We start from the raw sequence: 20,442 nt of genomic DNA on the forward strand, positions 1-20,442 counted from the left end.
CAGGAAACACCATGCCCAAGAATGGCAAGCCCAAGGGCGGACGTCCGTCCCGCAACTTCGATCCGCGGTATGGAGCGAAGCGGACGGCGTTCCACGATCGTCACGCCGGCGGTCGCCCGTCGCGTGACGATGATCGTCGGATGGATGCCGGTGAGCGGCGCTCGTCGTCGTCCGACGCGCGCGCGAACGACCGTCGCCCGGGCAGCATCAGCCCCAAGCACCGCGGCTACCGCGCGCCCGAGGCAGGCGCGGCGGCGCCCAAGCGCCGCTGGTCGGATGCTGATCGTGCCGGCCGCGACGAGGCCCGCGCCATCCGCAACCGCGCCGAGTCCGGTCGCCGTGAGGCCCCGCACCATCGTGACGACCGTGACGACCGCTCCCGTGATGGGTCCCGTTACGGTCGCCCTCAGGGTGGGTCCCGTTACGGCCGACCCCAGGATGGGGCTCGCGACGGCCGCCCTCAGGATGGGTCCCGCTACGGCCGCCCTCAGGATGGGTCCCGCTACGGCCGTCCTCAGGATGGGTCCCTGAGCCTGTCGAAGGGGCGGGGCCGCAGCGACGACCGTCCGCGCTACGACCGTGACGACCGCTCCCGCTACGACCGTGACGACCGCTCCCGCTACGACCGCAACGATCGCCCGCGTTTCGACCGCGACGAGCGGGGATCGCGAGGCTTCGACCGTCGTGACGAACGTGGCGGCCGTGGTTTCGATCGTCGCGACGACCGTGGTGGTGCACGTGGCGGTTTCGACCGCAACGAGCGCACGCGTTACGACAGGGATGACCGCGGCTCGCGCGGATTCGACCGCACCGAGCGCCGGTCCCTGAGCGTGTCGAAGGGCGACCGCGATGACCGTCCGCGCCAGGAGCGCGACGCGCGTCCGATCCGTCAGAACCGCGACGACCGTCCCAGCCGCAGCGACTGGAACCGTGCGGCGACCGTCAAGGCGCACGAGGAGCACGTCGATGTCGTGCACGAGCGGCTCGAGGCCGAGGCCGTGCAGGCCACCGAGGTCGCCGATGTGACCTTCGCCGACCTGGGCCTGGGCTCGAACATCGTCGAGATCCTGAAGAACATGGGCGCCGAGACGCCGTTCCCGATCCAGGCGGCGACGATCCCCAGCATCCTCGAGGGGCGCGACGTGCTCGGCCGCGGCCGCACCGGCTCGGGCAAGACGATCGCCTTCGGGGCGCCGCTGGTCGAGAGCATCCTGCTGTCGCAGAAGGGCAAGCGCCGGGAGATCGGCCGCAAGCCGCGCGCTCTCATCCTCGCCCCGACCCGTGAGCTGGCGCTGCAGATCGACCGCACTGTGCAGCCGATCGCACGCAGCGTCGGCCTGTTCACCACCCAGATCTACGGCGGCGTGCCGCAGGCGCGCCAGGTCGGCGCGCTGAAGAAGGGCGTCGACATCGTGATCGGCACGCCCGGCCGCATCGAGGACCTGATCGAGCAGCGCAAGCTCGACCTGTCGGAGGTGCGCATCGCCGTGCTCGACGAGGCCGACCACATGGCCGAACTCGGGTTCGCCGAGCCCGTGCAGCGCATCCTGCGCAAGACCGGGACGGACCTGCCCGACGGGGCCACCAGCCAGAAGCTGCTGTTCTCGGCGACGCTCGACCGTGAGGTCGCCGCGATCGTGGATGAGTTCCTGGTCGAGCCTGCCGTGTACGAGGTCGCGGGTGAGGACCAGAGCTCGAGCACGATTGACCACCGCGTGCTGGTGATCGAGCACCGCGACAAGGCCGAGGTCCTCACCTCGCTGGTCGACCGCGAGGGGCAGACGCTGGTCTTCGCGCGCACCCGCGCCTACGCCGAGATGCTGGCCGAGCAGTTCGAGGATGCCGGCATCCCGGCCGTCTCGCTGCACGGCGACCTGAATCAGGGCAAGCGCACCCGCAATCTGCAGAAGCTCACCTCGGGTAAGGTGCAGGTGCTGGTCGCCACGGATGTCGCCGCTCGCGGCATCCACGTCGATGACATCGATCTGGTCGTGCAGGCGGATGCGCCCGACGAGTACAAGACGTATCTGCACCGCTCCGGCCGCACCGGTCGTGCCGGTCGCTCGGGCCGCGTGGTCACGCTGATCACCCGTCACCGCCGCCGCCGGATGGAGGATCTGCTGTCGCGCGCCGAGATCGAGGCGCCGTTCGAGGGCGCGCAGCCCGGCGACGACGTGATCGAGGAGATCGCGGGCCGGATGCCGTCGGCGGCCGAGCTGACCGCCTGACGTTCACAACGCCGGAGAAGCGCCACGCCTGTTCCGGGCTCGGCGGGGGCGCTTCGCCGTCGGAGCTTCGGCGCTGTTGCCATCGGCGCTCGTAGAGTTGATGCATGGATTGGCAGCAGACAGCGTCGGTAGGCAGTGCAGTGTGGCTCTCGGTCGCGCTGCTGACGTCGGCAGTGGCCGGCATGCAGGGGCGGGGGAAGCTGTGGTGGTTCTTCGTCACGCTGATCTTCGGCCCGTTCGCGCTTTTCTTCCTGGCCGTCTGGACCAAGCCGCTGCAACGCCGCGACTGAGTGCGGCTCGGCGCCCCGGGCGGCGGATGCGGAGAACCCCGCTAGAACAGCATCGCGGGCGCCGACGCCGCGGCAGTGGATGCCGGGGCAGTGGATGCCGGGGCCTCTCGCATCCGCGCGCGCATGATGCCTCGCATCCGGTCGTGCTCCTCCTCGGACTGCGTGTGCAGCCCGTGCGCGCGGATGAGCGGACGCATCCGCTTGCCGAGCCACTGGCGGTAGCCCTTCGGCGCCTCGGACGCCGCGCCCGGGTACAGCCCGCGGTAGGAGGCGACCAGGTCGGGCCGCTCGCGCTGCAGCCATTCGAAGAACCAGGGCTTCACGCCCGCGCGCAGGTGCAGGGCGCCGTACACGGCGTGGTCGGCACCGGCATCCGCAATGCGCGACAGCGCCTCGTCGATCGCACCGATCGAGTCGGTGATGTGCGGCAGCACGGGCATCAGGAACACCCCGACCCGGAAGCCGGCGTCCGTCAGCGCGCGCACCGTGTCGAGCCGGGCCTGCGTCGTCGGCGTGCCGGGCTCGATCGAATGCTGCAGGGCGTCGTCGTACATCGCGATCGACATCTGGATGTCGATCGGCACCTGCTTCGCGCATTCGATGAGCAGGGGGATGTCGCGGCGGATCAGCGTGCCCTTGGTGAGGATCGACATCGGCGTGCCCGAGTCGGCGAGGGCCTGGATGATCCCCGGCATCAGCCGGTAGCGCCCCTCGGCACGCTGATACGGGTCGGTGTTGGTGCCGAGCGCCACGGTCTCGTGCTTCCAGGATCCGCGACGCAGTTCGCGCTGCAGCACCTCGACGACGTTGGTCTTCACGACGATCTGCGAGTCGAAGTCCTGCCCGGCGTCGAGATCCAGGTACTGGTGCGTGCCGCGAGCGAAGCAGTTGTGACTGACCACCCCGTTCGCGATGAAGTCGCCGGTGCCCGTTGTGATGTCGATGAGCGCACGAGTGCCCGGCAACGCCTCGATGCTCATGACGCGGAGGTCTGCGACCGACTTCACGGCAGTGCCCTCGATGCTCTCGATGTCCAATGCCGGTGCTGACGACGCTGCACCGAACCCCATCAGTCGGTTGTTCACGGTGAGATGAGGCCGCTGGCCCGCGTGCGCGTTGGCGACATGCTTCCAGCCGCGGTCCGTGAGGAAGCGATGGTCACCGCTCGCGACCAGGCCGGTGCCGTCGGCGAGCGTGATGCGGTATGCAGTCTTCCGTGTCGACCACTTCGCCTCGACGCGAGTCTGCACGTAACGCCGGTGCGTCCCACGACGCTCGGTGCCGATGATCTCGTCACCGAGCGCAAGATCTCCGATCGGTCGTCGGCGGCCGTCTGCGCACAGCACGAGCGTGTCCGGATCCAGGCAATAGACGCAGGCATGGGAGCATCCCCGATAAGGATTGATCGTCCAGTTGAACGGCATCCGCGATGCGCCGGGCACGGCGTTCAGCGCGGACTTCGCCAGCACCTCGTGAAAGGTCACCCCGGCGAACTCCGGGGTGGTGACCGACTGCACGATGCCGGTGCGCTTCTCGAGCCCGGGCAGGGCCGAGGCATCCGCATCGTCGATCGTCTGTCCCTGCCATCGCATGATCAAGATTAGAACATGTGAACGAAAGAGAGTCAATGTGCACCGACTGAGTTTCGTAGATGTTCCTTGATGATCGAGAGATGGCGGTGGTACACTCGAGTCATGGCAACGGTACACCCCCGCATCCAGGTCACGCCCAACGATGATCTGATGGCGGCGCTGGAGCGCGCCGCGGAGCGGTGGCCGGACGCTTCCCGAAGCGAGCTCATGCTCCGACTGGCTCTGGAGGGCGACCGCTCGGGCATCGAACGGCATGCGCGCGTCGCTGTCGAGCGCGCGAGAGAGATAGACGCGCTCCGCGCGCTCGTCGGAGACCTCTACGACCCGAACGAGCTGGAGCAGCTTCGCGGGGAGTGGCGCGCGTGATTCTCGATGCGAGCGTCGTGATTGCGCTTCGGTCGCCGCGGGACCCGCATGCGGAGTCGGCGGCGTCTCTCGTGGTCGGGGCTGACGAGCTGGTGATCCATCCCGTCACGCTGGCGGAAGTGCTGGTCGTCCCGGCCAGGGCGGGTCTCGCGGATCAGGTGCGGGCCCGCCTCGTGGACGGGCTGGGCATCCGCGTGTCGGCTCCTGATGCGGATGAGCCCCTGCGCATCGCGTCGCTTCGTGCGGCGACGCGTGTCGCACTGCCGGACTGCTACGTGCTCGGGCTCGCTGCGGAGACCGGATCGCCGCTGGCGACATTCGATGCCGCACTCGCGGCAGCTGCGCGCGGGCGTGACGTCACCGTGGTCGGAGCCTGAATCGGCATCGCGCGCGCGCATCCGTGCCGGCACCCGCCAGGCGATCCGGCCAGGCACATGGTTCACAATGGAATGATGAGCGCCACGCAGTCCCGGCATGCGTCGCGTGAACCCCTCGCCGTCAGGATCGCTGTGCCCATCGGTGTGCTGTTCACCGCGATCGCGTCGCTGCTGGCGCTCGTCTCAGGGCCGCTGGCAGCAGGCCCGGCCGCGGTCGAGCTGCCCGCTCCCGCCGCGGCGATGGCGCTCCCCGATGTGCAGCAGACGGCGGCGCCGGCGGCCGATCCGTGTGCGGATGACGCGGTGAAGAACGCCCTGTCCGCCGGGGACGATGCGGCGACCGTGCTGGCGTTCGGCGGCGGTGCGGCATTCCGCGCGGCCGTGGTGGCCGGCAACGCGCCGTGCATCTCCCTCCTCGACCCGGAGCGCGAGTGGGTGGTCGTCAACAAGCTGAACGCACTGAGCCCGCTGGATTACGCCCCTTCGGTCACCGCATCCAGTCTGCGCGGCCTGTCCCGCTCGGTCAGCCTGCGCCCGGCCGCCGCCGACGCGCTGAGCCGCATGGGCGACGCGGCCCGCGCCGCGGGTGCGGGTTCGATGGGCGTGAACAACGCGTACCGCTCGTACGGACTGCAGCAGATCACGTACTCGCGCTTCGTGCGCTCGGAGGGCGAGTCGAAGGCGGACGCCGGGTCGGCGCGCCCCGGCCACAGTGAGCACCAGACCGGACTGGCCGTCGACGTCGTCGCCTGCGGTGGTGGATGCAGTGGCCTGGGCGCCTTCGGGACGACCTCGCAGAGCCGGTGGGTGGTGCAGCACGGCTGGGAGTACGGCTTCATCGTCCGCTACGAGGACGGCGCGACGCAGAAGACGGGGTACATGCCGGAGCCGTGGCACCTGCGCTACATCGGCGTGGAGCTGGCGAAGGCGTATCACGAGGGCGGATTCCACACGCTGGAGGATTTCTTCGGCCTGCCGCCGGCGCCCGATTACGCCCGCTGACGGCATCCGGAATCGCTCACTGACGGCATCCCACAAACCCGGAACGCAGTCCCAGGCGTTGTGGAACGCATTCCCACAACACGCTGTCTCCCGCAGTGCCTGAGCCGTAGACTCCCGGTGCGAGAACGCACACGGCTTTGAGGAGGACGTCATGGAACGCGACATCTACGAAGAGGATCACGAGGCCTTCCGCGACCTGGTCAAGGACTTCGTCAAGCGGCACGCCACCAACGAGAACATCGAGAAGTGGGAGGCCGCGGGCGAGATCGACCGCGACACCATGCTCGCCGCCGGTGAGGCGGGCCTGATCGGTCTGTCGGTTCCGGAGGAGTTCGGCGGCGCCGGGATGCTGCAGGACTACCGCTTCCGCACGATCGTCATGGAAGAGGTCATCGCTGCCGGTGCCGGCTCTCTGGCGGGTGCCTTCGGCATCCAGGACGACCTGGCCGTGCCGTACCTGGTGCACATGGGCACGCAGGAGCAGAAGGAGAAGTGGCTGCCGAAGATGGCCACCGGTGAGATTCTCGGCGCGCTCGCCATGACCGACCCGGGGGCGGGCTCTGACCTCCGCGGCATCAAGACCAACGCGAAGAAGGTCGACGGCGGCTACATCCTCAACGGCGCCAAGACCTTCATCTCCTCGGGCACGACGGCCGACATCGTCGTCACGTTCGTCAAGACCGGCGAGGGCACCCGCCCCGACGCGTTCAGCCTGCTGATCGTGGAGAAGGGCATGGAGGGCTTCGACCAGGGCAAGAAGCTCAGCAAGATGGGCTTCCACGGGTGGGACACCGCAGAGCTCAGCTTCACCGACGTGTTCGTCCCCGACGAGAACCTGATCAGCGGCAAGGAGGGTCAGGGCTTCATCCAGCTGATGATGAACCTGCCGCTGGAGCGACTGTCGATCGGCGTCGCTGCGGCGGCCGCCGCCGAGGCCGCCACCAACTGGACCATCGCATACACGAAGGACCGCGAGGCGTTCGGCGAGCGCATCGCCGACTTCCAGAACACCCGCTTCCGTCTGGCCGACATGGTCACCACCACCGAGGTGATGTGGGCGTACGTCGACCGCGCACTGCTGGCCTACAAGGAAGGCAAGCTCAGCGCCGAGGACGCCGCGAAGGTGAAGTTCTGGGCCACCGAGCGCGAGTGGGAGGTGCTCGACATGGGCGTGCAGCTGCACGGCGGCTACGGCTACATCATGGAGTACCCGATCGCGAAGGCCTTCACCGACGCCCGCGTGCACCGCATCTACGGCGGCACCAACGAGATCATGCGCGACCTCGTCGGCCGTCAGATCGCCGGCAAGCGCTGACGTCGCGGTCGCCGACCCCGCCCCCCGCGGGGATCGAAGCGTCGCGTCAGCCCAGCTGCCAGGGGAACGTCGCGGCGAACACGGCGGCGGATGCCAGGATCACGACGATCACGAACACCGTGTCGCGCGTGCGCCACGGAACCAGGTGCCGCTCGGTGCGGCTGGGGTGGGCGCCGAAGGCACGGGCATCCATCGACAGCGCCACGCGCTCGGCGTGACGGATGCCCGAGGCCAGCAGCGGCACGACGTACCCCCACCCGCGCACCAGGCGGGCGATCGGGCCGCGGCCGCCGCCCGTGCCTCCGTACCCGTGCCCGCGCACACGGTGCGCGGCGCGGATCACCGACAGCTCGTACCCGAAGCGGGGCACGAACCGGTAGGCGGCCAGCGCCGTGTACCCGATCCGGTACGGCACCTTCAGCTGCTGCACCGACGCGCGCACCAGGTCGGGCCCGCCCGTGGTGAGTCCGCCGATCAGGGCGAGCGCGAGGATCGCGCCCAGGCGCAGCGCCGTCGCGAGGCCGATGGCCAGCGCGCCCTGGTGCAGCATCCAGTCGCCGATCCGCAGCACGACGGCGCTGCCGGCGACCTGCTCGGGCGCGATCCACACACCGAACCCGACGGTGAGCACGGCGATGCCGATCGGCACGCCGAGCAGCAGAGCGGTGGCGCGGCGGGTGAGCCGCGCGCCCGTGAGCACGATCACGTACGACAGCGCCAGGAAGACCGCCGGGGTGAGCAGATCGCGGGTGGCGATCAGCAGCGCCATCGCGGGCAGCACGGCGGCGATCTTCGCGAGCGGGTTGAGATGGTGCAGCCAGAACCGGCGTGACGGCGATGCCGCGGAGTACGGATCGATCGGGTTGGGCTCGGTCGGGGCGGAGGCCGGTGCGACGGAACCCGGTGCGACGGACGACCTGCGAGCGGCGGCGTCGGACGACTCACCGGCAGCGGGATGCCGCGCGGCGAGCACCTCGGCGGTGGGACCGGCGGCGGCGAGCGCGCCCGCCTCCAGCACGACCGTATGAGTGGCGTACCCGGCGACGAGGTCGAGGTCGTGCGTGACGATCACGATCGTGGTGCCCGAATGCTGCAGCTCCCGCAGCAGCTCCAGCAGTTCGCGGGCGCGGGCGGCGTCCTGCCCGAAGGTCGGCTCGTCGAGGGCGATCACGCGCGGCCGGGTGATGAGCGCGGTGCCGACGGAGAGCCGGCGCTTCTCGCCGCCGGAGAGCAGGAACGGATGCTCGTCGGCCTTGTGCCTCAGCCCGAAGCGGTCGAGCATCTCGTCCACGCGGGCGTCGATCTCGGCGGCGTCGGTGCGCTGCAGCCGCAGCCCGTGTGCCAGCTCCTCCCGCACGGTGTGGGCGATGAACTGGTGCTCGGGGTTCTGGAACACGAAGCCGATGTGCGAGGAGAGTTCGCGCGGCGATGCCCTGCCGGCATCCAGCTCGCCGATCATCACGGTGCCGCGCGGCGGCGGCACGACCCCGCCCAGCGCCTGCAGCAGCGTGGTCTTGCCCGCGCCGTTGGCGCCGACGATGGCGGTGAACGAGCCGGTGGCGATCTGCAGAGCGGGTATGCCGAGGATCGTCGTGCCCTGCTTGCGCACCACCAGCCCCCGCACCGTGATGGCGGCCCCGCCTTCTCCCGACCCTTGATCCGGTTCCTTGGGTCGCTGACCTGCCTCCTCGGGCCGCCGGTCCTCATCCTCGGCCGGCCCGTCGTGCACCACGCGCCCTGCGGCATCCAGCTCGATCACCCGCGTCGCGAGCCGCAGCGCCGCGTCGATATTGTGCTCCACGAGCACGATGGCCCGGTCGGCGGCATCCGTCGTCAGCTCGGCCAGCGCGGCGTACACGTCGGCGACGCCCTGCGGATCGAGGTTGGCGGTCGGCTCGTCCAGCACGATCACGCGCGAGCGCATCGCCAGCGCGCACGCGATCGCCAGGCGCTGCCGTCCGCCGCCGGAGAGCAGGTCCGGGTTCCAGCCGCGGCGGTGCCAGAGGCCGACGCGGCGCAGCGCCTGCTCGGTGCGCTCCAGCACTTCGGATGCCGGCAGCAGCAGGTTCTCGAGGCCGAAGGCGACCTCGTCGAGCACGGTGCCGGTGACCAGCTGCGAGTCGGGGTCCTGGAACACCAGCGAGATCTCGGTGCTCAGCTGCGCCACCGGCGTGGTGCGCGTGTCGTGCCCGGCCACCTCGACGGTTCCGGTCATCTCGGCGTCGATCGTCTGCGGGATCAGGCCGTTCAGCGTCAGTGTGAGCGTGGACTTGCCCGACCCGCTGGGTCCCCGCAGCAGGACGACCTCACCCGGGTGCACGTCGAAGCTCACGTGCTGCGGCGACGGGTGCGCGGCGTCGACGTGCGTGACGCTGAGGTCGCGCACGCGCAGCAGGGGCGCAGGCTCATGCACGGTGACTCACCCTACCCTCGCCGCCTCGCGCGCTCCCGCAGCGCGCGGCGCCGCACTTCGTGCTGGCGGGGTGCGTGCCACTGTGCTTCGCGGGGCCCGAGTGGCGCCCTCCGCGGGGCTGAGGCCGCAATCCGGAACCCGCGACACGCCCGGAGTGAAACCGCGAGACGCCCGGGGGCACGACCAACGCACGGCGAACGCGATTCAGCGCTTCGGGGCGATGCCCGCGCGGCGCAGCGCGTTGCCGACGGCGATGCCGATCGCGGTCCAGGCGACCGGGCCCAGCACCGAGATGGACAGATACACGACCTGCACCCAGAGTGCGAAGCGGCCGAGGTCCACCACGAAGCCGACCACGACGGCGACGATCGCGCCGATGATCGCGGCCGAGACGAAGAACCGCCAGCGACCCCACGCGCGGTACCGCGTGAGGGCGGCTACGCCCTCCTGGATGGCGCCGAACAGCAGTGCGGTGCCGATGAAGCGCATCGCGAAGGTGGGATTGAACGCGCTGGAGATCAGCGCCGCGATCACGTGCGTGATCAGCGCCACCAGCGGCCGGCGCAGCACCTCCTGCGCGATGATCCCGGGCAGCACGTGCACGCCCAGCACCAGCCCGTACAGGTAGGGCGTCACGGCGAGCACGCCCAGCGTGATCACCCCGGCGATGCCGCCCAGGATGCCCGTGGCGACGCCGATGGCCGCGCAGACCAGAAGCGTGCGCGTGCTCAGGACGGCGGCGGGTGGCACCGCTCCAGGCTACGCGATCACCGCGGGGTCCGGCGCCGCGCCGGCGGATGTCGACTTTCGGCCAGACCTTCGCGAATCGGTCGCGAACGCTCTCAGCCGAGGGATACGTTTTTACGGCGATGCGGCACAGTGGCCGCATCGGGAACAGGAGCACCTCGTGAGACGAACCCCCCTCAGAGTGACAGCGGCCGTATCCCTGGCCGCGTTGTTCATCGGATGCACGGCCACCACCGGCTTCGCGGCAGAGGGGGTGACCACTCCCACGCCGGTCGACGGAACCCCCGGGCATTACATCGTGGTGCTCAAGGCCGATCCGCTGGCGACCTATGACGGCGACACCAAGGGCCTGCGGGCGACGAAGCCCCCGAAGGGCCACAAGCTCGATGCGCACTCCGCCGACTCGCAGAAGTACATCGCCCACCTCAGGAACGAGCAGCGCAAGCTCGCCAAGAAGGCGGGCGTCACGCCGGATGCCGATTACCAGGTGACGGTGAACGGCTTCGCCGCAGACCTCACCGGTCCGCAGGTCGACGAGCTGCGCGCCTCGAAGGACGTGCTCGGCGTGTACGCCGACAGCATCCGGCATCCGCAGGCGCAGTCCTCCACCGACTTCCTCGGCCTCGGCGACGACGCCAAGGGCCTGGGCGGCGTGTGGCAGCAGACGGGCGGCGTCGCCACCGCGGGCGCGGGCGTCGTGGTGGGCGTGGTCGACACCGGCATCGCGCCGGAGAACCCGTCGTTCGCCGGTGAGAAGCTGAAGAAGGCGAACAACAAGAAGTCGAAGGGCCAGCCGTACACGGACGGCTCGTACGTGTACTTCGACAAGGCCGACGGCAACACGTTCAAGAGCCCGATCGTCACCGGACAGCAGTGGGACAAGCACGACTACTCGACCAAGCTGGTCGGTGCGCAGTACTTCTCATCCGGCGCCGCGGCGGCGGGCTTCGACTTCCAGTACGACTACCTCTCCCCGCGTGACGGCGCCGGCCACGGCTCGCACACGGCGAGCACCGCGGCCGGCGACTTCGGCGTGAAGGCATCGGTGTCCGGCGTCGACCTGGGCACGATCTCGGGCGTCGCGCCGGCAGCCAAGATCGCCATGTACAAGGCCTGCTACGAGGGCCCCGATCCGGCCGTCACCGACGACGACATCTGCGCCCTCAGCGACCTGGTCTCGGCCATCGACGCGGCGGTCGCCGACGGCGTCGACGTGATCAACTACTCCATCGGCGGCGGAGCGGCCACCGGGGTCGTCGAGCCCGACGACCTCGCGTTCCTCAGTGCGGCGGCCGCGGGCATCTTCGTCTCGGTCAGCGCCGGCAACGCCGGCCCGGATCCCATCACGGCCGACCACGCGTCCCCCTGGTACACGACGGTCGCGGCATCCACCATCCCGACCTGGGAGGGCACCGTGCGCTTCCCCGGCTTCGAGAAGGCGGGCGCGTCGGTGAGCGTGCCGTTCGGCAGTGAGATCGACGGCCCCTCCATCTACGCCGGCGACGCGGCGGCGGCGGACGGTGCTGAGCTGTGCCTGCCCGGCTCACTCGACCCCGCCCAGGTGAAGGACCACATCGTGGTCTGCGATCGCGGCGAGAACGCGCGTGCCGAGAAGTCCGAGGTCGTGAAGGCCGCGGGCGGCATCGGGATGATCCTGGTGAACGTTCCCGGCGGCGCCGACTCGCTCGACAACGACTTCCACGTCGTGCCCACCGTGCACCTCGCCGCGGCGAACCGCGCGGCCGTGCTGGAGTACGTGCGCGGCGGCGCCGATCGTCCCGTCACGCTCATCGGCGAGAACACCACAGGCGAGGTCACCCCGGTGCCGCAGATCGCCGGCTTCTCGAGCCGCGGCCCGATGAAGGCCGCCGGGTCCGACATCATTAAGCCCGATGTCGCCGCCCCCGGCGTGGCGATCCTCGCCGCGACGAACAACGCGCGCAAGGCGAAGCCGACCTTCGGCATCCTGTCCGGCACGTCGATGGCGTCGCCCCACGTCGCCGGCCTCGGCGCCCTCTACCTCGGAGAGCGTCCGAACGCGACGCCGGCCGAGATCAAGTCGGCACTGATGACGACGGCCTACGACACGGTGAACGCCGACGGCTCGAAGAGCACCGACGTGTTCGCCCAGGGTGCCGGTCAGGTCGACCCGAAGCGCTACTTCGAACCGGGGCTGCTGTACCTCAACGACGTGCAGGACTGGGCGTCGTACATCGAGGGCGTGCTCCCCGGCAGCTTCAGCGGGGTGGATCCGATCGACGCCAGCGACTTCAACGGCGCATCGATCTCGATCGGCACGCTCGCCAGCGCGCAGAAGGTCACCCGCACGGTCACCTCGACCGCCGCGGGCACCTACACGGCCCAGGCGTCGATCCCCGGCGTGAACGTGACGGTGGAGCCGGCGACCCTGTCCTTCTCGAAGGCGGGGGAGTCGAAGAGCTTCACGGTGACGTTCGACAACGCCACCGCTCCCGTCGAGAAGTGGGCCACCGGCTCGCTGACCTGGAAGAGCTCGGCCGGCGACGTGCGCTCGCCGCTGGCGGTCTTCCCGGTCACCGCCGACGCACCCGCCGAGGTCAGCGCGACCGGTGCCGAGGGCTCGACCGCAGTCGAGATCACCCCGGGACTGAACGGCACGCTGCCGCTGAACCTGAACGGACTCACCCCGCTGCAGCTGCTCGTCGACGAGGACAACCCCGTCGACGGCCACTCCGGCGACGGCGCGTCCGGTGACGACAACAACGACGTCGCCTGGATCGTCGACGTGCCCGAGGGCACGACGCTGAGCCGTTTCGACCTGGACTCGTCGGACGACGCCGGCAGCGACCTCGACCTGACCGTCTACCGCGTGGTGTCGCCCACCGACCTGCGCTACTACGAGAAGTGGCAGTCGGCGACGGCTTCGGCCGACGAGCAGGTGACCGTGACCGCGCCGACGGCCGGCACCTACGTGGTCATCGCGAACATCTACTCGGCGCCGAACCCGATGACGTGGGACATGACCTACGCCAACGTGGCGCCGGGGGCGGGCCAGGGGGCGCTCACAGCGACCCCGAACCCGCTGAGCGTCACGCGCGGGCAGGCCGTCTCGTACGACCTCTCGTGGTCGGGCCTGGATGCCGCGAAGTACCTCGGCGTCGTGCAGTACGGCGACTCCGACGTGCGCACGATCGTGACGGTCGACGCCCGGTAGCGGGTCGCGCAGCGGGGCCGGATGCCGATCGGCATCCGGCCCCGTCCGGTCTGGGGTGAGGTCCCGATACGAATCGGCTCCCGGAATGCATCCGGCCGTCGGCGTCAGCCCTGGTTCGGCAGCCGCACCTCGACGCCGTCCAGCGGGAACTTCTCGAGGTAGGCGGCGATGTAGGGGCAGTAGGGCACGATGGTGTCGCCGGTCGTGGCGGCGTCGGCGAGAGCCTCGGATGCCAGCTGCTGGGCCAGCCCGCGGCCCTGGAAGGCGTGGTCGACCTCGGTGTGGGTGAAGCGGAACTCGCCCCGGCGTCGTTCGAACTCGGCGAATCCCGCGAGGGTGCCGTCGAGGTGGATCTCGTAGCGCGAGGCGTCATCGTTGCGGTTGACGGTGATGTCGGGCATTGCTCCTCCTTCGGTTCCGTCCAACCTACGCGCTCCCGGCGCGCACGGGGGCTGTGGAGAGCCGGGCCGGGTGTCGGTCGTGATCGTTAGGCTGGAGGGATGCCGCAGCCGCCCGACCCGCGCGAGTGGGCCACCCCGTCCGCCGACGGCGCGCACCCGGACGAGCCGTGGCCGGACGAGCCGTGGCCGGACGAGCCGTGGGACGTGCCGGAGGAGGGCGACTGGATTCCGCCCGAGGACGGTTACGTCCCGTCCTCCGACTGGGGTGCGCCACCGGCATCCGCTCCTTCCTCTTCCACGGGGGCGCCCACGCGCCCGGCGCCCTCCCGGTTCCCGACCGCCCTCGAGGCGCTGCGGACGGTGTTCGGCTATGACGCGTTCCGCGGCGACCAGGCCGCCATCGTCGAGCAGGTGATCGGCGGCGGGGATGCCGTGGTGCTGATGCCCACCGGCGGCGGCAAGTCCGTCACGTATCAGGTGCCGGCACTGGTGCGCGAGGGCACGGGGCTCGTGATCAGCCCGCTGATCGCGCTCATGCACGACCAGGTGGATGCCCTGCGCGCGAACGGCGTGCGCGCGGCGTACCTCAACTCCACGCAGAGCGCCGACGAGCGGCGGGAGGTCGAGCGGGCGTACCTGGCCGGCGAGCTCGACCTCATCTACGTCGCACCGGAGCGACTCTCGTCCGCGCAGACCACGCGGCTGCTGCAGCGCGGATCGCTCAGCGTGATCGCGATCGACGAGGCGCACTGCGTGTCGCAATGGGGCCACGACTTCCGCCCCGACTACCTGACGCTCGGCGATCTGGCGGAGCGGTTCCCCGGTGTGCCGCGCATGGCGCTCACCGCCACCGCGACCAGAGCCACGCACCAGGAGCTCACGCAGCGCCTGAACCTCGACCGCGCCGAGCACTTCGTCGCCAGCTTCGACCGCCCCAACATCCAGTACCGCATCGTGCCGAAGGCCGACCCGCGCAGGCAGCTGGCGGAGTTCATCCGCTCGCAGCCCGAGTCCGCCGCAGGCATCGTCTACGCCCTCAGCCGCAAGTCGGTGGAGCAGACGGCCGAGTACCTGGCATCCCGCGGCCTCGACGCTCTGCCGTACCACGCCGGCCTCCCCGCCGAGGTGCGCGCCGCGAATCAGGCGCGCTTCCTGCGTGAGGACGGCGTGATCATGGTCGCCACGATCGCGTTCGGGATGGGCATCGACAAGCCCGACGTGCGCTTCGTCGCGCACATCGACCTGCCCAAGTCGGTGGAGGGCTACTACCAGGAGACGGGGCGCGCCGGGCGCGACGGCGAGCCGTCGGTGGCGTGGATGGCGTACGGCCTGGCGGATGTCGTGCAGCAGCGCCGCCTGATCGATCAGAGCCCGGGAGACCGCACGTTCAAGATGCGGATGGGGCAGCATCTGGATGCCATGCTCGCCCTCTGCGAGACAGTGGCCTGCCGGCGGCAGAACCTGCTGCGGTACTTCGGGCAGGATCTTCCGGAGGCTGGGTCCCTGAGCGAAACCGGCGGAGCCGGGAGAGTCGAAGGGTGCGGCAACTGCGACACCTGCCTGGAGAAGCCCGACACCTTCGACGGGCTGGTCCCCGCGCAGAAGCTGCTGTCCACGATCGTGCGGCTGAAGCGCGAGCGCAATCAGGCCTTCGGCGCCGGCCACCTCATCGACATCCTGCGCGGGGCGTCCAACGATCGCATCCGCAGGATGCACCATGAGCAGCTCGCCACCTACGGCATCGGAGCGGACCTGTCCGATCAGGACTGGCGCAGCGTGGTGCGGCAGCTGCTGGCCCGCGGCATCCTCGTCGCGCAGGGCGACTACGGCACCCTCGCGCCCGGCGAGGCGGCCACCGCTGTCCTGCGCGGCGAGGCCGAGGTGCCGCTGCGCAAGGACACGATGGGACGGGCGAGCGCGTCGCGCGCCCGCAGGCAGAGCGCCGCGCAGGAGCTGGATGCTGATGCTCAGCCGCTCTTCGAGGCGCTGCGCGCCTGGCGGGCGGCGACCGCGAGAGAGCAGGGAGTGCCCGCGTACATCGTCTTCGGCGACGCCACGCTGCGTGCGCTCGCCGAGCACCGTCCGGCGTCCGTCGAGGCGCTCAGTGGCATCAGCGGCATCGGCCAGAAGAAGCGGGATGCCTACGGCGAGGCCGTGCTCGAGGTGATCGCGGCGCACTGATCGCGGCGCAGTGATCGCGGCGCACTGATCGCGGCGCAGGGATCGCGGTGCACTGATGATCGAGCGTGTGATCGGACGCTCGACGCGCCCCGGGACGTTTCGCGCACGAATCTGTGAGAACACTGGACGCGGTCCGCGAGGTGCGAAACGTTTCCGGCAACGCCTGCCGACACGGATGTCGGTTCTGGGGAGGACTCGTTGATGACGGAGTGAGGGCTCCGCCGCCAGGGAGAGGTGTCATGGATCACAGGAAGTTCGGGTCTCAGAGAGGGCAGAAGCTGATAGGGCTTCTGGGAGCCGCGGCCGTCGTGATCGGAGGTGGGCTCACGCCATTGGCCGCGTACGGCGCGCCGGGGGACCATTCAGAGTCGTCGTCTCGATTCCTCAGCGGTAGCCTGCTGCTGGACGGGGTCTCTCTCGACGGCGTGGCCGCATTGGCGGGTGTTCAGACAGTCATGACGGGACGTCCACGTCGCCGCAGACGAAGACGAATCCGCTGGATCTCACCGCGTTGAGCACGCTCAACGTCCAGATTCCGGGCGGCGTCAGCGTGCCGTTGGCAGACTTCCTTCAGCTGGGCGCGGTGAACGAGTATTCTCAATCCTCCGACGGAGCCGCGTCGCGAGCGGCAACCGGTGCTGTCAGCGACAGCGGCGCGGTCGACACCTCTGCGCGCGACGACTATCCGTCCGACGCCTCGCTTCACCTTTCGGAGTTGCTGGGCTGGGGAGCCACCAGCACGATCGCAAACCTCGACCTCGAGATCGGTGCGGTCACCGCTCAAGCGGGTGTTGACGGAGCTGGGACGGTCACGCGCGACTACAGCGCCGCCGGTGCCACGCTGGATCTCGCCCTGCCGGCGATCGCCGGACTTGAAGACGTGCTCACCGGCACCGACGGCGTCGCCGATCTGGTCGATGACGCAGTCGGTTCTCTTGTCGGACCGAACGGCGCACTTGCCGGAGCTATCGCAACGCTGACGGGAGTGACTGGCATTCTCGGTGAGAGCGGAGTGGACATCACACTCACCACCGATGTGCAGTCGGCGCTGAACACGATCCTCGACACTCCGCTGGAGGATGCTGACGGTGTGCTCTCGGTGACACTGCGAGGCGGGATCGTGCATGTCGACCTCGATAAGCTGCTGCAGACGACACCAGGGGGCCCGTCCTTGGTCTCAATGCGGGCGCGTTGCTCGGTGCTCTGACGACGCCGATCAACAACACACTGCTGGCCTGTGGCCGTTCTCACTGGCGATGATCGCGCTCGATCTGCTGTTCATCCGAGACGAGTCGTGGGAGCGCCTGGCCCGCGGAACGCGCGAGCTGCGGGTGCGAGCGCAGCGGGCGGGGCGGCGCCTGTTCGCCGCGGAATCCGACGCGGTCGCCTGACTGCTCGGGAGTTGCCGCAGCCATCGCTCGAACAGGATGTCGCTGGTCACAGGGCACGATGGCCGGCCTTCTGCTGTGGCGAGCGGACAATCCGACCCGGGCCCGCCTTGCCTAAACATTGAAGGAAGGGTACAGGTGACTTCGCGTGGCATTGTCGAAGACCTACTGTTGAGGAATCCCTGCTCCTGCTCCGAGAGGAAACGCCATGGTCGACGCAGCCGTCCGTCCGGCATCCGCACCCCACGCCGACATCGACGTCGCGCGTGTGAACGATCTGCTCCTGGGCACCTGGGCGCACACGCGCCGCGAGGCGCGCGCGCTGATCAAGGACCCGGCGTTCTGGCGTGACGAGAGCCTGGGCAAGGACGAGCACCGCGAGCGCGTGCTCACCCAGCTGCACCTGCTGGTGGAGAACAAGGCCGTGCATCGCGCCTTCCCGAAGCAGTTCGGGGGCGAGGAGGACAACGGAGCCAACATCGCCGGCTTCGAGGAACTGGTCGCCGCCGACCCCAGCCTGCAGATCAAGTCGGGCGTGCAGTGGGGCCTGTTCGGCGGGGCGGTGCTGCAGCTGGGCACGGAGGAGCACCACAAGAAGTGGCTCCCCGGCATCATGGACCTCTCCATCCCGGGTGCTTTCGCGATGACCGAGATCGGGCACGGCTCGGATGTCGCCGCGGTCGGCACCACCGCGACCTACGATCCGGTGACCGAGGAGTTCGTCATCAACACGCCGTTCCGCGCGGCGACCAAGGAGTACCTGGGCAACGCCGCCCTGCACGGCATCGCCGCGACGGTGTTCGCCCAGCTGATCACGAACGGCGTCAACCACGGGGTGCACTGCTTCTACGTGCCGCTGCGCGACGAGCACGGCAACGACCTGCCCGGAATCGGCCGTGAGGACGACGGTCTCAAGGGCGGACTGAACGGCATCGACAACGGCCGACTCAGCTTCGATCACGTGCGCGTCCCGCGCACCAATCTCCTCAACAAGTACGGCGATGTGGCGGCGGACGGCACCTACACCAGCCCGATCGACAGCCCCGGACGCCGCTTCTTCACCATGCTCGGCACTCTCGTGCAGGGCCGCGTCTCCCTCGACGGCGCCGCATCCTGGGCATCCGCCCTCGGCCTGCACATCGCGATCACCTACGGCTCTCAGCGCCGCCAGTTCGACGGCGCTGACGGCTCGGAGACCGTGCTGCTGGACTACGGCAAGCACCAGCGCCGTCTGCTGCCGCGGCTGGCGACCACCTACGCGCAGATCTTCGCGCACGACGAGTTCCTGCAGAAGTTCGACGGCGTCTTCTCCGGGCGCACCGACACGCCGGAGGATCGGGAAGATCTCGAGACCCTGGCCGCAGCGCTCAAGCCGCTGTCCACCTGGCACGCCCTCGACACGCTGCAGGAGGCGCGCGAGGCGTGCGGCGGCGCCGGGTTCATGTTCGAGAACCGCCTGGTCGGTCTGCGCGCCGACCTGGACATCTACGTCACCTTCGAGGGCGACAACAACGTGCTGCTGCAGCTGGTCGGCAAGCGGCTGCTCACCGACTTCGCCCAGCAGTTCAAGGGCAAGGATGCCGCGGCGCTGGCCAAGTACGCGGTCGGGCAGACCGCGGGCAAGGTGTTCCACGGCGCTGGCCTGCGCGCCCTCGGCCAGGCCGTCGCCGATCTGGGCTCGACCGCCCGATCTGTGGAGAACGGCCTGCGCGCCGAGCAGCAGCACGAGCTGCTCACCGAGCGGGTGCAGCAGATGGTCGCCGACATCGCCGGCCGCCTGCGCCCAGCGGGCCGGGACAAAGTGCTCGGCGAGAAGCTGTTCAACGAGAACCAGGCCGAGCTGATCGAGGCCGCCCGCGCGCACGGTGAGCTGCTGCAGTGGGAGGCGTTCACCGATGCGGTGAACTCGGTCGAGGATGCCGACACGAAACAGGTGCTCACCTGGCTGCGCGACCTGTTCGGGCTGAGCCTGGTCGAGAAGCACCTGGCCTGGCATCTTATCAACGGGCGGCTGTCCACGCAGCGCGCCGCCGCCGTCTCGAGCTACATCGACAGGCTGTGCGCACGGCTGCGCCCGCACGCGCTCGAGCTGGTGCAGGCCTTCGGGTTCGAACCCGAGCACGTGCGCGCTCCGATCGCCAGCGGCATCGAGCAGCAGCGTCAGGACGAGGCGCGTGCGCATTACGCCGCGCTCGCCGCCGACGGCACCGCGCCGATCTCCGAGAAAGAGCTGCGCCGGCGCGCGAAGCGAGACGAAGCGGAGCTGCGCAAGAAGAAGGCCTGAGCACACGTCTCCGCGCGGAGCGCACGGCCCGGTAGCGTGAAGCTGTGACGTCCATGGCATCCGTCCTGACCGGCCCGGACCTGCGCGACCGCTGCGCGTGGGTCGGCGACGACGACGAGTACCGCCGCTACCACGACGAGGAGTGGGGCCGGCCCCTGCACGGTGACCGCGCCCTGTTCGAGAAGATGTCGCTGGAAGGTTTCCAGGCCGGGCTCAGCTGGATCACGATCCTGCGCAAGCGCCCGCGGTTCCGCGAAGTGTTCGCAGGCTTCGATCCGGCTCAGGTCGCCGAGTTCGGCCCCGACGACGTGGACCGGCTGATGACGGATGCCGGGATCATCCGCAACCGCGCGAAGATCCTCGCCACGATCTCGAACGCGGCACTCGTGCGTGAGCTGGCGGAGGGCGAGCTGGATGCCCTGATGTGGTCGTTCGCGCCTGCGGCATCCGCTCGCCCGCGCTCCTTCGCCGACGTGCCGGCGACCACCGCCGAGTCGACCGCCCTCAGCAAGGCGCTGCGCAGGCGCGGGTTCCGCTTCGTCGGCCCGACGACCATGTATGCGCTGATGCAGTCCGCCGGCATGGTCGATGATCACGTGGGCGGATGCTGGCGGGCATCCGCCGGCTGACCGGGCGGCATCCGGCGGGATGGTGACCACTCCCCA

The 20,442-nt window shown here is 69.8% G+C and carries 16 protein-coding genes; 12 read left to right on the forward strand and 4 right to left on the reverse strand.

The window, feature by feature from the left end:
• The first annotated feature begins 11 nt into the window (after positions 1–11).
• Together Q9R19_RS00495 and Q9R19_RS00500 are read left to right on the forward strand one after the other, a co-directional pair.
• Entirely contained in the window at positions 12–2,228 is a 2,217-nt protein-coding gene (locus Q9R19_RS00495) for a DEAD/DEAH box helicase (protein ID WP_311254399.1), read from the forward strand.
• Positions 2,229–2,332: 104 nt separating this feature from the next.
• Positions 2,333–2,518: a hypothetical protein gene (locus Q9R19_RS00500; RefSeq protein WP_311254400.1), complete on the forward strand. Its 186-nt coding sequence runs from the start codon at positions 2,333–2,335 to the stop codon at positions 2,516–2,518.
• 41 nt (positions 2,519–2,559) lie between these two features.
• Here the strand turns inward: Q9R19_RS00500 and Q9R19_RS00505 are convergent, their stop codons facing one another.
• Positions 2,560–4,110, reverse strand: coding sequence for an Rv2578c family radical SAM protein (locus tag Q9R19_RS00505; protein WP_311254401.1), 1,551 nt, complete (start codon positions 4,108–4,110; stop codon positions 2,560–2,562).
• Positions 4,111–4,212: 102 nt separating this feature from the next.
• Between Q9R19_RS00505 and Q9R19_RS00510 the strand changes: the two genes are divergently transcribed.
• The 4 genes from Q9R19_RS00510 to Q9R19_RS00525 all read left to right on the forward strand — a co-directional run bounded on the left by Q9R19_RS00510 (position 4,213) and on the right by Q9R19_RS00525 (position 7,170).
• Complete coding sequence (locus Q9R19_RS00510; protein ID WP_311254402.1) at positions 4,213–4,476, forward strand: hypothetical protein; 264 nt, start codon at positions 4,213–4,215, stop codon at positions 4,474–4,476.
• Between the two features lie 17 nt (positions 4,477–4,493).
• The gene (locus Q9R19_RS00515) at positions 4,494–4,853 is read left to right on the forward strand and encodes a PIN domain-containing protein (RefSeq protein ID WP_311254403.1); all 360 of its coding nucleotides are present in this window, start codon (positions 4,494–4,496) and stop codon (positions 4,851–4,853) included.
• A 75-nt stretch (positions 4,854–4,928) separates the two neighbouring features.
• Positions 4,929–5,855: a M15 family metallopeptidase gene (locus tag Q9R19_RS00520; RefSeq protein WP_311254404.1), complete on the forward strand. Its 927-nt coding sequence runs from the start codon at positions 4,929–4,931 to the stop codon at positions 5,853–5,855.
• A gap of 151 nt (positions 5,856–6,006) precedes the next feature.
• On the forward strand, positions 6,007–7,170 hold the full coding sequence (locus Q9R19_RS00525; RefSeq protein WP_311254405.1) for an acyl-CoA dehydrogenase family protein: 1,164 nt from the start codon (positions 6,007–6,009) through the stop codon (positions 7,168–7,170).
• A gap of 46 nt (positions 7,171–7,216) precedes the next feature.
• Here Q9R19_RS00525 and Q9R19_RS00530 read toward each other — a convergent pair whose 3' ends face one another.
• Together Q9R19_RS00530 and Q9R19_RS00535 are read right to left on the reverse strand one after the other, a co-directional pair.
• Positions 7,217–9,583 carry an ATP-binding cassette domain-containing protein gene (locus Q9R19_RS00530; protein ID WP_311254406.1) on the reverse strand — a complete coding sequence of 789 codons (2,367 nt, stop codon included), beginning with the start codon at positions 9,581–9,583 and terminating at the stop codon, positions 7,217–7,219.
• A gap of 204 nt (positions 9,584–9,787) precedes the next feature.
• Positions 9,788–10,333, reverse strand: a complete 546-nt coding sequence (locus Q9R19_RS00535) for an ECF transporter S component (protein WP_311254407.1) — start codon at positions 10,331–10,333, stop codon at positions 9,788–9,790.
• Between the two features lie 157 nt (positions 10,334–10,490).
• Here Q9R19_RS00535 and Q9R19_RS00540 point away from each other — a divergent pair, with 157 nt between their 5' ends.
• The gene (locus Q9R19_RS00540; protein ID WP_311254408.1) at positions 10,491–13,523 is read left to right on the forward strand and encodes a S8 family serine peptidase; all 3,033 of its coding nucleotides are present in this window, start codon (positions 10,491–10,493) and stop codon (positions 13,521–13,523) included.
• A 104-nt stretch (positions 13,524–13,627) separates the two neighbouring features.
• Here Q9R19_RS00540 and Q9R19_RS00545 read toward each other — a convergent pair whose 3' ends face one another.
• Positions 13,628–13,924 (reverse strand): GNAT family N-acetyltransferase, encoded by a 297-nt coding sequence (locus tag Q9R19_RS00545; RefSeq protein ID WP_311254409.1) that lies wholly within the window; start codon positions 13,922–13,924, stop codon positions 13,628–13,630.
• Between the two features lie 99 nt (positions 13,925–14,023).
• On the opposite strand from Q9R19_RS00545, the gene recQ reads away from it, so the two are divergent.
• The 5 genes from recQ (at position 14,024) to Q9R19_RS00570 (ending at position 20,406) form a co-directional block, all read left to right on the forward strand.
• Positions 14,024–16,105 carry a DNA helicase RecQ gene (gene recQ / locus Q9R19_RS00550; RefSeq protein ID WP_311254410.1) on the forward strand — a complete coding sequence of 694 codons (2,082 nt, stop codon included), beginning with the start codon at positions 14,024–14,026 and terminating at the stop codon, positions 16,103–16,105.
• A 433-nt stretch (positions 16,106–16,538) separates the two neighbouring features.
• Positions 16,539–17,312 (forward strand): choice-of-anchor G family protein, encoded by a 774-nt coding sequence (locus tag Q9R19_RS00555; RefSeq protein ID WP_311255831.1) that lies wholly within the window; start codon positions 16,539–16,541, stop codon positions 17,310–17,312.
• Positions 17,313–17,361: 49 nt separating this feature from the next.
• On the forward strand, positions 17,362–17,496 hold the full coding sequence (locus tag Q9R19_RS00560; protein ID WP_311254411.1) for a hypothetical protein: 135 nt from the start codon (positions 17,362–17,364) through the stop codon (positions 17,494–17,496).
• Positions 17,497–17,701: 205 nt separating this feature from the next.
• Positions 17,702–19,777: an acyl-CoA dehydrogenase gene (locus tag Q9R19_RS00565; protein WP_311254412.1), complete on the forward strand. Its 2,076-nt coding sequence runs from the start codon at positions 17,702–17,704 to the stop codon at positions 19,775–19,777.
• 53 nt (positions 19,778–19,830) lie between these two features.
• Positions 19,831–20,406 (forward strand): DNA-3-methyladenine glycosylase I, encoded by a 576-nt coding sequence (locus Q9R19_RS00570; protein WP_311255832.1) that lies wholly within the window; start codon positions 19,831–19,833, stop codon positions 20,404–20,406.
• Positions 20,407–20,442: the final 36 nt, after the last annotated feature.

The organism is Microbacterium sp. ARD32 (genome assembly GCF_031844385.1).
Taxonomy (GTDB): domain Bacteria; phylum Actinomycetota; class Actinomycetes; order Actinomycetales; family Microbacteriaceae; genus Microbacterium.